This window comes from Stenotrophomonas sp. Iso1 (assembly GCF_027497995.1).
Taxonomy (GTDB): Bacteria; Pseudomonadota; Gammaproteobacteria; order Xanthomonadales; family Xanthomonadaceae; genus Stenotrophomonas.
This window is the reverse complement of record NZ_JAODBT010000001.1, coordinates 294,039-306,882: the sequence shown is the minus strand read 5'-3', so window position 1 is coordinate 306,882 and position 12,844 is coordinate 294,039. Positions and strand designations below refer to the sequence as shown.

Here is a 12,844-nt window from a genome sequence, read left to right as displayed (position 1 = left end):
CCTATCATGGCCCCACTCGCTTCCCGTTGACGGATGGACGTTCGAACGCATGCGTATTCTGATTCTTGGTGCCGGTGGCACTGGTGGTTACTTTGGTGGGCGCCTGGCGCAGGCCGGTGTCGATGTCACCTTCCTGGTGCGGCCCAACCGCGCCGCGCAGTTGGATCGCGATGGGCTGGTGATCCGCAGTCCGTTGGGCGACACGGCGTTCCCGGTGACGTACGTCACTGCCGATGCATTGCCGCAACTCGCGCACGCACGGCCGTTCGATCTGGTAATCCTTAGCTGCAAGGCCTACGACCTGGACAGCTCCATCGACGCCATTGCGGCGGCCGTTGGTGCCAACACCACGGTGTTGCCGATCCTCAATGGCCTACGGCATTACGCCACGCTGGATGCACGCTTCGGTCGCGACAAGGTGCTGGGCGGGCTGTGCTTCATCAGCGCCACCAAGGCCGATGATGGTGCGGTGCTGCACCTGGACAAGCCGGCCAAGCTGACCTTTGGCGAGCGCGACGGCGGCGCGATCAGCGCGCGTGTTGCTTCTTTCGCAGCCGCATGTGAAAGCGCCAACCTCGATCACGTCGCCTCGGCCGATATCGCCCAAGAGCAATGGATCAAGTACACCTTCCTGACCGCGCTGGCCGCGGGCACCTGCCTGATGCGCGCGGATGTCGGCAGCATCGTCGCCACCGACCACGGCACCGCGTTCATGCAGGCGTTGTATGCCGAATGTCTGGCCGTGGCGGCGCAGGCCGGGCAACCGATTCCGGCCAAGGCGCAGGACATCGCACTCGGCGCGGTGACCAAACCCGGCTCACCGATCAAGGCCTCGATGCTGCGCGACCTGGAAGCCGGTCAGCGCGTGGAAGCGGCGCATATCGTCGGTGACATGCTGGAGCGTGCGTTTGCCGCTGGACATGCTGCACCGCTGCTGCAGGCAGCGTATTGCCACCTGCAGGCCTATGAGTCGCAGCGCGCCGCGTGACTGAAAACCCGCCTGCCGTCAGACCGGCGGCAGACGGAAGAACGTGCGCGTGGCAGCGGTAGCGTTGGCGGCGGTCACAGCAACGTCCTCACCGCGATCACGCGCCAGTTCTTCAACGATATGCGACAGGAACGCAGGCTCGTTGCGGCGGTCCTTCGGCAACGGCCGCATCGTGCGCGGCAGCAGATACGGCGCGTCGGTTTCGATCAACAGGCGCTCAGCAGGAATGTGCTTGACCAGCTCACGCAGATGCGCGCCACGGCGCTCGTCGCACAACCAGCCGGTGATGCCGATGTACCAATCGCGGTCCAGGTAGTCGAACAGTTCGCGGCGTTCGGCAGTAAAGCAATGCACCACCGCCGGGCCGATCTGGCCATCGAAGTTCTTCATCATCGCGATGAAATCGTCATGCGCATCGCGCTGATGCAGGAACAGCGGCTTGCCATTCTCTGAAGCAATCTGCAGCTGACGCTCGAAGGCCTTGCGTTGCGCAGGACGCGGCGAGAAATCGCGGTTGTAATCCAGCCCGCATTCGCCCACCGCTACCACTTCCGGGTGCGCATGCAGCGCGCGCATTTCCGCGTCACATTCGTCGGTGTACTCACTGGCGTGATGCGGATGCACGCCGGCCGTGGCGTACAGAAAACCGGGATGGCGTTGCGCCAGTTCCAGCGCCATCGGCGAATGCTCGCGGCTGGCGCCGGTGATCACCATCTGCACCACGCCGGCGGCGCGGGCACGCTCGAGCACCGCGTCCAGGTCGCGATCAAAGGATTCGTGGGTAAGGTTGGCGCCGATGTCGATCAATTGCATTTTTGCGGGGAACAGGGAAACGGGAGAGGGGGATTGTAGACACTCTGTCTCCTGAGGCATTCCAGGCAGTGCCCGCACAGCCTGAATTTCGTCGCTCAGGGTGCTGCGCTTGCCTGGGCTACAAGGCTCATGCCCCTTGCCCGGCGGCAACACCGGCGCGCTTCTACAATAGACCGATGTCACTCGCATTCCCCATCACTCCGCTACTCCCCGACATCCTCCAGCACTTGGCTGCGCATCCGCGCCTGGTGCTGGAAGCCCCGCCCGGCGCCGGCAAGACCACCCAGGTACCGTTGGCGCTGCTGGATGCGCCATGGCTGGCAGGCCGCAAGATCCTCATGCTGGAGCCGCGCCGCGTGGCCGCCCGCAGCGCGGCGCTGTTCATGGCCAAGCAGCTCGGTGAGCCGGTGGGCGAGACCGTCGGCTACCGCATCCGCTTCGAGAACAAGGTGTCAGCGCGCACCCGCATTGAAGTGGTCACCGAGGGCATCCTGACCCGCATGCTGCAGGACGACCCACTGCTGGAAGGCGTGGGCGCGCTGCTGTTCGACGAATTCCACGAACGTCACCTGTCCGCCGATCTCGGTTTGGCGCTGGCGTTGGACGTGCAAGACCAGCTGCGCGACGACCTGCGCATCGTGGTGATGTCGGCCACGCTCGACGGTGAACGGCTGGCGAACTTCCTCGATGCGCCGCGCCTGTCCAGCGCAGGACGCAGCTATCCGGTGGACGTCAGCCACTTTCCGGCCCGTCGCGATGAGGCGCTGGAAGCGCAGACCCGCCGCGCGGTGGAGCAGGCGCTGGCTGAGCATCCGGGCGACGTGCTGGTGTTCCTGCCGGGGCAGCGGGAGATCAATAAGGTGCAGGCGGCTTTAAGTCCCTCGCCGCAGGGAGAAGGATTCGATGTACTCCCCCTCCACGGCGAGCTCCCCATCGAGCACCAATCCCGCGTGTTGCAACTCGATCCGGATGGCCGTCGCCGCGTGGTGCTTGCCACCAACGTGGCCGAATCCTCGGTAACCTTGCCCGGCGTGCGTGTGGTGATCGACGCCGGCCTGGCGCGCGAGCCGCGCTACGACCCCAACAGTGGCTTTTCGAGGCTGGATGCGGTGGCCATCTCACAGGCCTCCGCCGACCAGCGTGCAGGCCGCGCGGGCCGCGTGGCCGCCGGTTGGGCGTGGCGCTTATGGCCGCAATCGCAGCGACTGGAGCCACAACGGCGCCCGGAAATGATGCAGGTCGAATTGGCCTCATTGGCACTGGAACTGGCTGCGTGGGGCAGTGATGACCTGCGCTTTGTTGATCCGCCACCGGTTGGCGCACTCGCCGCCGCGCGCGAGCTGTTGCAGCGCCTGGGCGCACTGAGCAGCGACAACACCATCACCGCCCTGGGCAAACGCATGCTCAGCCTCGGCACGCATCCGCGCATGGCCGCGATGCTGCTGTCGGCAACGAACACCCGAGAGCAGGCTTTGGCGGCGGATCTGGCCGCACTGCTGGAAGCACGCGATCCGCTACGCCAAGGCGGCGACGCATTGGCCGCCCGCTGGCGCGCACTGGCCGCTTTCCGCAATGGACGCGCACCGCATGACGCCAATCGCAGCGCGCTGGCCGCCATTGATGCGGCTGCCAAGCAATGGCGACGGCGTCTGCGTTGCGATGGCGCGCCACCGGCCGATATCGAAGCACACGAGTTGGGCGACCTGCTTGCGCACGCCTTCCCTGACCGCATCGCCGTGCAGCATCCGAGTGACCCGATGCGCTATCAGCTGGCCAATGGCCGCAGCGCGCGTCAGTTCGACAACAGCGACCTGCGCGGCGAACCGTGGCTGGTGATCAGCGAACTGCGCCACGACCCGCGCGATGCCTTGATCCTGCGGGCCGCGCCGGTGGACGAAGTACGCCTGCGTCGTGACTTCCCCACGCGCTTCCGGCAGCAGGATGTGGTGCGCTGGAACGGCAGCAAGCGTGCACTGGAAGCGCGCCGCGAAAGCAGCTTCGAGCGCATCGTGCTCGACAGCCGCCCCGCCGGCCAGGTGAACCCGGCCCATGCCGCACGTGCCCTCACCGATGCGGTGCAGGAACTGGGTCTGGATGCCCTGCCCTGGACCGAGAACCTGCAGCAATGGCGCGGGCGCGTGATGGGCCTGCGCCACTGGATGCCGGAGCTGGGCCTGCCTGATCTCTCCGATGCGGCCTTGCTGGCAACACTGGACCACTGGCTGCTGCCTGCCTTCACCGGCAAAACGCGATTGGACGCGTTGCCCGAAGAAGCACTCGGCGAAGCACTGAAATCCGGCATCGACTGGAATACGCGGCAGTTGATCGACCGCCATGCGCCGGTACGCATCAGCGTGCCTTCCGGCATGGATCGCCGCATCGACTACACACTGGACGACGATGGCGTTACCCCGCGCCCACCGGTGCTGGCGGTGAAACTGCAGGAATTGTTTGGCCTGGCCGACACGCCACGCATCGCCGATGGCCGCGTGCCGCTGCTGCTGCACCTGCTCTCACCCGGTGGCAAGCCGTTGCAGGTGACAGGCGACCTAAAGAACTTCTGGCAGAACACATACGCCGAAGTGAAAAAGGAAATGAAAGGACGCTATCCCCGGCACCCGTGGCCGGATGACCCGTGGAGTGCGACGGCAACACACCGGGCCAAGCCGCGCGGGACGTGAGCGCGGCGCAGGCAGGCCAGGCGTGAGTAGAGAGGGTTGGACAAGGTGCGGTTACTGTCGCCTTCACCCCGCTTCACTCACCACTGAATCCCACCCACTCCAGACTTCCGCCGTACCGGCTAACATCCCCTACACGCCCATGCAGCGAAAATGGGCACCTAACCCGCGACAACAAGGACTCCCCACATGAGCAAGTTCAGCGATATCACTGGTCCGGCGCTGGAGCGCGCCATGGAACTGGTCAACCACGCAGGCGGCAGCCTCAAGGGTGGCGGTGCCAATGCCGCCGAGTGGCTCAAGGCCGGTGCTGCCATCGGTGCGATGAAAACCAGCGGCAAGGCCGTGACCCGTGTTGCCAAGCGCAACCCCACCGCTACCATCGCCGTGGCCGCCGTCGGCCTGGGCCTGCTGGGCTACGCGCTGTACCGCAAGAACAAGCGTGACAATGACGCCGTGGAAGCCAAGTCACGCCAGATCGCCCAGCGCCGCCGCCATGCAGCCAGCGTCACCGACGAAACCAGCGATATCGGTAGCGACGCCTGAAGCATTGAAGCAGAGGTGCGTGGAAGCCAGGAGTGAGTGAAGAATTACGGGAAGTGAGAAAAGCGCAGTAGCTCTGCTCTGGCTTCAACCGTTACTCACTACTGGTTTCCACCGCTTCTCATCTGACCAACAATGTTGGCGGTGCGAGCAGGTAACGCGCCGTGAGAAGTGAAAGAGAGCAACAACCACTCCGCTCCCACTTCCGTCTTTACACGCTCCTGCCCTTCAGATTTCCCGCCATTGCCCTGGCTGCAGCGCGCCCAGCGCATGCGGCCCCATCGACGCGCGCACCAGCCGCAGCGTCGGCAATCCCACGGCAGCGGTCATGCGCCGCACCTGCCGGTTTCGGCCTTCGGTAATCGTTACCGCCAACCAGGCATCCGGCACGGTCTTGCGGAAGCGTACCGGTGGGTCGCGCTCCCATAACGCCGGTGCGGTTTCCAGCAACTGTACCCGGGCCGGCAAGGTTGGTCCGTCGTTGAGCTGTACGCCATCACGCAGCGCCTGCAATTTGTCTTCGGTTGCCACGCCTTCCACCTGCACCCAATAGGTCTTGGGCTGCTTGTGCTTCGGGTCGGTCAAACGATGGGCAAGGCTGCCGTTGTCGGTGAGCAGCAGCAACCCTTCACTGTCGTAGTCCAGGCGGCCGGCGGCATACACGTTGGCAGGCAGGCCAAAACCGGCCAATGTCGCGCGCGGCGGTTGGCTGCGGTCGGTGAACTGGCACAAAACGTTGAAGGGTTTATTGAAGGCAATGAGCATGCAAGACAGGCGTCGAGGAACAGGGAGTGGGGAATGAACGTTTGCGGCGCGTGGCGAGAGCATCTCCAGGATCAGCTCCCACTTTCAGTGGCGGAGCAGTGCACGTATCGCCGCCGCATTGTCCCATTCCCCGCTCCCCCGCCACCCTCAAGGCTTCACAAAGCGCAGCGTCATCCGGTCGCTCTCGCCGATGGCCTTGTACTTGGCGGCATCGGCAGCGTCATGGTTGTTGGACGGCGGCAGTGTCCACACGCCGTTGGGGTGGTCCTTGGTGTCGCGCGGGTTGGCATTGACCTCGCTGCTGGCATCGAGCTTGAAGCCAGCCGCCTCGGCCATGGCAATCACCTGCGCCTGACCGACGTAGCCACTCTTGTCGTCAGCCGGCACGTCCGTCTTGGCACGGTGCTCGACCACGCCCAGCACGCCGCCGGGCTTGAGCACGTCGAAGAACGCGCGGAACAATCCTTCGGCCTGGTTGTTGGAACGCCAGTTGTGCACGTTGCGGAAGGTCAGCACCACATCGGCCGTGCCCGGCTTGCCCAGCACCGGAGCGGCCGGGTTGTAGGCAACTTCAGTGGCACGGTCAAACAGTGCCGGGGCTTCGGCGAACTTCTTGGCCAGCCCATCGCGTGAACGCTGCTGGTAATCACGGCCGCCACCGGCTGGCAACGCCGATGGATCCACTACTGCTGCTACGTACTGGCCACCCTCACGCAGGTACGGCGCCAGAATTTCCGCATACCAGCCACCACCCGGGGTGATTTCGATCACCGTCTGTTGCGGCTGCAGGCCGAAGAACGCCAGCGTCTGCGCCGGATGGCGGTATTCATCGCGCACGATATTGGCCGCCGTACGACTACTGTTGGTCACTGCCGCCTGCAACTGCGGCGATACCTGGATTTCGGTGACGGCAACTGCGCCATCCTTGGACAACGCGGGCAGGCTGGACATCAGGGTGCCCACGCCCAACAGACAGGCACACAGCAACGGGACTGGCTTGTTCATCACGTACTCCGGCAAGGGTGTGGCGCGAGCCTAGCACGCGTTGAATCACCGGTAATGCGCCACGAATGTTCACATTGCGTTAGCAAGAGAATGCAATGCGGAACGCTGTTTTCGCCCCTGCTGCCATCGCACCGGAACCATCTGCGTCTATGCTGCGAGGCTTGAGAAAAAACAGGAAGAAGCACATGACCCAGCTCCGTGAACTTGGTCGCTCCGGCCTGCAGGCCAGCCCCATCGCTTTCGGCGGCAACGTCTTTGGCTGGAGTGCTGATGAGAAAACCTCCTTCGCCCTGCTCGATGCCTTTGTCGATGCCGGTTTCAACCTGATCGATACTGCCGACGTCTACCCGGCGTGGGTGCCGGGCAACCGCGGTGGCGAGTCGGAAACCATCATCGGCCGTTGGCTCACGCACAGTGGCAAGCGCGACAAGGTGCTGGTCGCCACCAAGGTAGCCAAATGGGCCGAACACCCGGGCCTGTCAGCCGACAACATCAATGACGCCGTCGAGGATTCGCTGCGCCGTCTGCAGACCGATGTCATCGACCTGTATCAGGCACATGAAGACGATGAATCGGTGCCACTGGAAGAAACGCTGGGTGCATTCGCGCGCCTAATCGACGCGGGCAAGGTGCGCGCCATCGGTGCCTCCAATTACAGCGCCAAGCGTCTGCGCGATGCACTGAAAGTATCGGCCGACTACCACCTGCCGCGTTACGAAACATTGCAGCCCGAATACAACCTCTATGACCGCGCAGGCTACGAAGCCGAGTTGGAGCCACTGGCCCGTGAACATTCGCTGGGCGTGATCAGTTACTACTCACTTGCCAGTGGCTTCCTCACCGGCAAATACCGCAGCGCCAACGATGCAGCCAAAAGCAGCGCGCGCGGCGCGAAAGTGGTGGAGCGTTACGTCAACCCACGCGGCCTGCGCATCCTCACTGCGTTGGACGACCTGGCTGCCGCGCACAAGGCCACACCAGCACAGGTGGCGTTGGCCTGGCTGATCGCCCGCCCCGGCATCACCGCTCCCATCGTCAGCGCGACCGGCGTGGAGCAGTTGCACGATGTACTGGCTGCCGCGCGGTTGGCGCTTTCGGAAGCAGACATCACCCAGTTGGACGTGGCCAGCGCCGATCAAAGCTGAATGCGGCGGTGATTGGACGCGACGCGGGACGCGTCGTAGCATCGGCCGGACAGGGGGTAGACCGCGAATGGAGTCCTACCCATGAAGACCACATCCGCAGCCCAGCGCGCCATCAATCGTGACGCCGAACTCGCCTATTGGCGCGGCGTCCACGCCATCGGCCGGCTTGGCCAACACGACTTCGACCATTACCAGCGCCTGCTGGAAATGGGCTACGACGTCTATCAAGCGTATCCCCGTGCCAACGAGGAACAGCTCTACCGAGTGCTGCAGGACAGCTATCACCGGCACAACCCGTCACTGGCCGTGCCATGGGATGAAGCCCGCTGGCTGGTGCGACATGCCTGGCACCACGCGGAATCCGGACAAGGGATGCACTGAAGGACCGAGGCCGAGGGCAATGCGGTGAGTCTTTGGCTTTGGCTTTGGCTTTGGCTTTGGCTTTGGCTTTGAGCTCTTGCTCTTGCTCTTGCTCTTGCTCTTGCTCTTGCTCTTGCTCTTGCTCTTGCTCTTGCTCTTGCTCTTGCTCTCCCTTCTCCCGTTAACGGGAGAAGGTGCCCCAAAGGGGCGGATGAGGGAGTGCTTTAGGCCCTGCGATTGGCTTCGGAAAGACCCGCACTCGGCCAGCAAATGACTTCGACGCCCTCACCCCAACCCCTCTCCCGCCAGCGGGAGAGGGGCTTAAGCAAGGTGCCCCAAAGGGGCGGATGAGGGGTGCTCTGCGCTTTGCGATTAGCTTCGGAAAGACCCGCACTCGGCCAGCAAATGACTTCGATCCCCCTCACCCCAGCCCCTCTCCCGCTAGCGGGAGAGGGGCTTAAACGCAGCCGCAGGAGAAGGGCTTAAGCGCAGCAGCCTTACGCTGCGTTCACCGCGCGAATGGCGCGTTCACCATCGCCTGCGCCAGGTAATCCAGGAACGAAGTGATCCGCGCCGACACCGCCGTGTTGCGGTAATACACGGCGTGGATCGGCTGACGTATTTCCACCGTCTGCTTTGGCAACACTTCAATCAGCGTGCCGGCTTCACGGTCACGCTCGGTCATGAAGTCGGACAGGCAGACGATGCCTGCGCCTTCCAATGCCAGTCGCCGCAGTGTTTCGCCGCTGGATACCGCCAGCACCGGCCGCACGTGCAGCAGCGTGCCGGCCTCGTCACGCAGCGGCCAATGGTTCAACGAATCCGGCTCGTTGAACCCCAGCAAGGCGTGTTCGCGCAGCCGAGCCACGTTTTTCGGCGTGCCGTGCTGTTGCAGATACGCCGGGCTGGCGAGGATGCGTAGACGACTGTGCGCCAGCGGCCGCGCATGCAGGGTGGAATCGGCCAATGGACCGATGCGGATGGCGACATCAGTGCGGCGTTCGAGCAGGTCGATGTAGCGCTCGCTGCTGTTGAGCTCCAGCGCGACTTCCGGGTAACGCACGCGATAACCCGCAACCAACGGCGCGATGACATGCAGCACGAACGGCATGGCCGCATCCACGCGCAGGCGGCCAGAAGGCCGCTCACGACGGGCGGCGATCTGCTCCTCGGCCGCCTCCACCGAGGCGACGATGCCGCGCGATTGCTCCAGGAAAGCCTCTCCTTCCTCGGTCAAGTGCAGGCGCCGGGTAGTGCGGGTCAGCAACGTGGTGCCCAGCTTCTCTTCCAGCCGGGCCAGCGCGCGGCTGACGCCGGAGGTGGTCTGCTCCAGCTGCTCGGCCGCAGCGGTGATTGAACCGGCGTCGATCACCGCAATGAAGGCCTGCATCTCGTCGAGGGTGGTTTTCATGGGCATGGGGTCAGGGAGACGGCCAATTATTGACTAAAAATCAACAGTCATTGGCATTAAGACCGCTTTTTCGGCAAGAGTTGGGCGCGCAGACTTCGCAGCCTCGTCCATCCCCGGAAACGCCCATGTCCCGTGGCATCCCCCTTGCCCTGCTGGCGCTGACGCTAGGTGCGTTCGCCATCGGCACCACCGAATTCGTCATCGTCGGGTTGATCCCGACCATCGCCGCCGACCTGCACGTCAGCCTGCCCTCGGCCGGCCTGCTGGTGTCCCTCTATGCACTGGGCGTGGCCGTCGGCGCACCGGTGCTCACTGCGCTCACCGGCCGGGTGCCACGCAAGGCACTGCTGGTCGCGCTGATGGTGCTGTTCACCGTTGGCAACCTGATCGCATGGATGTCGCCAGGCTACGGCTCGCTGATCGTGGCGCGCGTACTGACCGGCCTGGCGCATGGCGTGTTCTTCTCCATCGGCTCGATCATCGCCACCTCGGTGGTGCCGAAGGAAAAGGCCGCCAGCGCGATTGCCATCATGTTCACCGGATTGACTGTTGCGCTCGTTACCGGCGTGCCGTTGGGCACCTTCATCGGCCAGCATCTGGGCTGGCGGGCGACCTTTCTGGCCGTGGCCGCACTGGGTGTGATCGCGCTGATCGGCAGCCTGTTGTTTGTGCCACGCAACCTGCCCCGCAGTGCACCGGCCACGTTCGGCCAGCAGTTCGCGGTGCTGGCGCAGCCGCGTTTGTTGCTGGTGTACGCGATCACTGCGCTGGGCTACGGCGGCACCTTCCTGTCCTTCACTTATTTGGCGTCGATCCTGCAGGACGTGACCGGCTTTTCCGCCAATGCGGTGAGCCTGGTACTGCTGGTGTACGGCGTGTCGGTGGCCATCGGCAACCTGTGGGGCGGCCGCCTCGCTGACCAGATGGGGCCGATTCCTGCACTCAAGCGCATCTTCGCGCTGCTGGCGCTGGTGTTGTTCGTGCTCACCTTCACCGCGCACAACACCTGGCTGGTGCTGTTGACGGTGCTGGCGCTGGGCGCGGTGGCGTTCGGCAACGTACCGGGCCTGCAGGTCTATGTGGTCAAGCAGGCGCAGCGTTTCGTGCCGCAGGCCACCGACGTGGCCTCGGGCCTGAACATCGCCGCGTTCAATGTGGGTATCGCGCTGGGTGCCTCACTGGGTGGGCTGGTCGTTGACCACATCGGCCTGATGCACACGCCATGGCTGGGTGCGCTGGTGGTGGTGGCCGCCTACGGATTAACCGTGCTCAGCGGCCGCCTGGATCGCCGCGATGGCATTGACGATCGTGCCGAAGGCATCGCCGTCGCCGCGCACTGACGTACCCCCATCTCGCCCACCCACTACTTTCCGTTCGCGATGCACGGCGTAGCCTGCGTCGCGACATCTTCAGGAGAACCTCAATGACTGTTCCTTCCATTGGCCTTGGCACTTACCGCCTGAAAGGCCAGGTGCTCACCGATTCGGTACACAACGCGCTCGAACTGGGCTATCGCGCCTTCGACACTGCGCAGATTTACGACAACGAAGCCGACCTGGGCGATGCACTGGCCAGTGGCAAGGTGCCGCGTGAGTCGCTGTTCCTGACCACCAAGGTATGGATCAGCAATTTCCACCACGACGGCCTGCTGGCCAGCCTGCGTGAAAGCCTGCGCAAGCTGCGTACCGACCATGTTGATCTGGCATTGATCCATTGGCCTTCGCCCAACGATGACGTACCGATGCGCGAGTTTCTCGGCGCACTGGCGGAAGCCAAAGCGCAGGGCTTGACCAAGGCCATCGGCATTTCCAACTTCACCGTCGACCTGACCCGTCAGGCCATCGATATCCTGGGCGCGGACGCCATCGCTACCAACCAGATTGAAGTGCACCCGTATCTGCAGAACCGCGCGTTGATCGGTTACCTGCGCGAACAAGGCATCCACGTCACCGCGTTCATGAGCCTGGCGTATGGCGCGGTACTGAAGGACCCGGTGATTCAAGCCATCGCTGAAAAGCACCAAGCGACGACCGCACAGGTGGCGTTGGCCTGGGCGTTGCAGCAGGGCTACGCAGTGATTCCGTCTTCGACGCGGCGCGAGAATCTGGCCAGCAATCTGAAGGCTGCCGAGCTGCGATTGGATGATGAGGATATGGCCAAGATCACTACGTTGGATCGCGGCGAGCGCGTGGCGAATCCAGAAATCGCGCCGGCTTGGGATTGAAGCTTCTGCACTTAAGCCCCTCTCCCGTATACGGGAGAGGGGTTGGGGTGAGGGGAAGCTTCTAGCAAGCAAAGCTCAAAAGCGCCCTCATCCGCCCCTGCGGGGCACCTTCTCCCGTAAACGGGAGAAGGGCTTTACTTCACACATCTCCACTCGGCGCCACCAACCACTCCCGCATCGCAGCGCTCACTTCCTGCGGCTTCTCCAGCGGCGCCAGGTGCCCGCATTGCGGAATCACCACCAGCGTGGCTTGTGGCAACAAAGCGGCCATCTGCTCGCTCACCGTCAACGGCGTGATCGCATCATTCTTGCCGCAGATCACCAGCGTCGGCCCACGCCACTGGCGCAGCACCTCGCTGCCATCCACCCGTTCGATACGGCTCTGGCGCAGAAACACGTCCGCTCCCAGCCGTGAAGTCATGCCGCGCACGGTCTCCACCAGCACCTGATCGTGCAGCCGCGAGGCATCGATGTAGCTGCGCATCAGCGTGTCGCCAAAGCCGTGGAACGTACCGGGCATGCGCACGCTATTTTGCTGTGCGATGCGTTGTGCGGCGCGCTCGGGCGAATCGGGCTTGAACGATGTGTCCAGCAACGCCAGATGGGTGACCCGCTCCGGCGCGATTCGCAGTATTTCCTGGGCGATGTAGCCCCCCAGAGAGAAGCCGGCCAAAGCAAACCGTGGCGGCGCGTGCGACAGCACATCCTCGGCGGTGGCCCGCAGCGAATCATGCCGGGTGAGGTCACCGACCTGGCAATCGGCGATATCGGCCAGTGCCTCAAGCTGCGCGCGCCAAAGGGTTGCGTCGTTGAGCAGTCCCGGCAACAGCAGCAAGGGGATTTTCTCGGGAGGGTTCCCGGTAGGGGCGATGTCCATGGCGGTAGTGTGAACCTGCCGCGAGTGAGTGGCAG

General features: G+C 64.0%; 12 protein-coding genes. 7 read left to right on the top strand and 5 right to left on the bottom strand.

All coding sequences use genetic code 11. From position 1 onward, the window contains the following. The first annotated feature begins 49 nt into the window (after positions 1-49). The gene (panE, locus tag PAN08_RS01110; RefSeq protein ID WP_269789714.1) at positions 50-988 is read left to right on the top strand and encodes a 2-dehydropantoate 2-reductase; all 939 of its coding nucleotides are present in this window, start codon (positions 50-52) and stop codon (positions 986-988) included. An 18-nt stretch (positions 989-1,006) separates the two neighbouring features. On the opposite strand, the gene PAN08_RS01105 is transcribed toward panE, so the two are convergent. Then, positions 1,007-1,801, bottom strand: coding sequence for a TatD family hydrolase (locus PAN08_RS01105; protein WP_269789713.1), 795 nt, complete (start codon positions 1,799-1,801; stop codon positions 1,007-1,009). A 176-nt stretch (positions 1,802-1,977) separates the two neighbouring features. Between PAN08_RS01105 and hrpB the strand changes: the two genes are divergently transcribed. Next, positions 1,978-4,482 carry an ATP-dependent helicase HrpB gene (hrpB, locus tag PAN08_RS01100; RefSeq protein WP_269789712.1) on the top strand — a complete coding sequence of 835 codons (2,505 nt, stop codon included), beginning with the start codon at positions 1,978-1,980 and terminating at the stop codon, positions 4,480-4,482. 186 nt (positions 4,483-4,668) lie between these two features. Then, positions 4,669-5,025 carry a hypothetical protein gene (locus PAN08_RS01095; protein ID WP_269789711.1) on the top strand — a complete coding sequence of 119 codons (357 nt, stop codon included), beginning with the start codon at positions 4,669-4,671 and terminating at the stop codon, positions 5,023-5,025. A gap of 225 nt (positions 5,026-5,250) precedes the next feature. Here the strand turns inward: PAN08_RS01095 and PAN08_RS01090 are convergent, their stop codons facing one another. Next, positions 5,251-5,787 carry a pseudouridine synthase gene (locus PAN08_RS01090; protein ID WP_269789710.1) on the bottom strand — a complete coding sequence of 179 codons (537 nt, stop codon included), beginning with the start codon at positions 5,785-5,787 and terminating at the stop codon, positions 5,251-5,253. A gap of 147 nt (positions 5,788-5,934) precedes the next feature. Next, positions 5,935-6,792, bottom strand: coding sequence for a methyltransferase (locus PAN08_RS01085; RefSeq protein WP_269789709.1), 858 nt, complete (start codon positions 6,790-6,792; stop codon positions 5,935-5,937). A gap of 185 nt (positions 6,793-6,977) precedes the next feature. On the opposite strand from PAN08_RS01085, the gene PAN08_RS01080 reads away from it, so the two are divergent. Then, complete coding sequence (locus PAN08_RS01080; protein WP_269789708.1) at positions 6,978-7,937, top strand: aldo/keto reductase; 960 nt, start codon at positions 6,978-6,980, stop codon at positions 7,935-7,937. Between the two features lie 81 nt (positions 7,938-8,018). Further along, complete coding sequence (locus PAN08_RS01075; protein ID WP_269789707.1) at positions 8,019-8,318, top strand: hypothetical protein; 300 nt, start codon at positions 8,019-8,021, stop codon at positions 8,316-8,318. Positions 8,319-8,805: 487 nt separating this feature from the next. Here the strand turns inward: PAN08_RS01075 and PAN08_RS01070 are convergent, their stop codons facing one another. Next, the gene (locus PAN08_RS01070) at positions 8,806-9,708 is read right to left on the bottom strand and encodes a LysR family transcriptional regulator (RefSeq protein ID WP_269789706.1); all 903 of its coding nucleotides are present in this window, start codon (positions 9,706-9,708) and stop codon (positions 8,806-8,808) included. Between the two features lie 125 nt (positions 9,709-9,833). Here PAN08_RS01070 and PAN08_RS01065 point away from each other — a divergent pair, with 125 nt between their 5' ends. Both PAN08_RS01065 and dkgB read left to right on the top strand, forming a co-directional pair. Next, positions 9,834-11,048 (top strand): MFS transporter, encoded by a 1,215-nt coding sequence (locus tag PAN08_RS01065; protein WP_269789705.1) that lies wholly within the window; start codon positions 9,834-9,836, stop codon positions 11,046-11,048. An 83-nt stretch (positions 11,049-11,131) separates the two neighbouring features. Then, complete coding sequence (dkgB, locus tag PAN08_RS01060; RefSeq protein WP_269789704.1) at positions 11,132-11,932, top strand: 2,5-didehydrogluconate reductase DkgB; 801 nt, start codon at positions 11,132-11,134, stop codon at positions 11,930-11,932. A gap of 139 nt (positions 11,933-12,071) precedes the next feature. Here the strand turns inward: dkgB and PAN08_RS01055 are convergent, their stop codons facing one another. After that, positions 12,072-12,809, bottom strand: a complete 738-nt coding sequence (locus PAN08_RS01055) for an alpha/beta fold hydrolase (RefSeq protein ID WP_269789703.1) — start codon at positions 12,807-12,809, stop codon at positions 12,072-12,074. Positions 12,810-12,844: the final 35 nt, after the last annotated feature.

Excerpts from the sequence above, each read along its gene's own strand:
- dkgB (WP_269789704.1), top strand. The coding sequence starts at position 11,132 with ATGACTGTTCCTTCCATTGGCCTTGGCACTTACCGCCTGAAAGGCCAG.
- PAN08_RS01085 (WP_269789709.1), bottom strand. The coding sequence starts at position 6,792 with ATGAACAAGCCAGTCCCGTTGCTGTGTGCCTGTCTGTTGGGCGTGGGC.
- PAN08_RS01090 (WP_269789710.1), bottom strand. The coding sequence starts at position 5,787 with ATGCTCATTGCCTTCAATAAACCCTTCAACGTTTTGTGCCAGTTCACC.
- PAN08_RS01095 (WP_269789711.1), top strand. The coding sequence starts at position 4,669 with ATGAGCAAGTTCAGCGATATCACTGGTCCGGCGCTGGAGCGCGCCATG.
- PAN08_RS01065 (WP_269789705.1), top strand. The coding sequence starts at position 9,834 with ATGTCCCGTGGCATCCCCCTTGCCCTGCTGGCGCTGACGCTAGGTGCG.
- PAN08_RS01105 (WP_269789713.1), bottom strand. The coding sequence starts at position 1,801 with ATGCAATTGATCGACATCGGCGCCAACCTTACCCACGAATCCTTTGAT.
- panE (WP_269789714.1), top strand. The coding sequence starts at position 50 with ATGCGTATTCTGATTCTTGGTGCCGGTGGCACTGGTGGTTACTTTGGT.
- PAN08_RS01080 (WP_269789708.1), top strand. The coding sequence starts at position 6,978 with ATGACCCAGCTCCGTGAACTTGGTCGCTCCGGCCTGCAGGCCAGCCCC.
- PAN08_RS01070 (WP_269789706.1), bottom strand. The coding sequence starts at position 9,708 with ATGAAAACCACCCTCGACGAGATGCAGGCCTTCATTGCGGTGATCGAC.
- PAN08_RS01075 (WP_269789707.1), top strand. The coding sequence starts at position 8,019 with ATGAAGACCACATCCGCAGCCCAGCGCGCCATCAATCGTGACGCCGAA.
- PAN08_RS01055 (WP_269789703.1), bottom strand. The coding sequence starts at position 12,809 with ATGGACATCGCCCCTACCGGGAACCCTCCCGAGAAAATCCCCTTGCTG.
- hrpB (WP_269789712.1), top strand. The coding sequence starts at position 1,978 with ATGTCACTCGCATTCCCCATCACTCCGCTACTCCCCGACATCCTCCAG.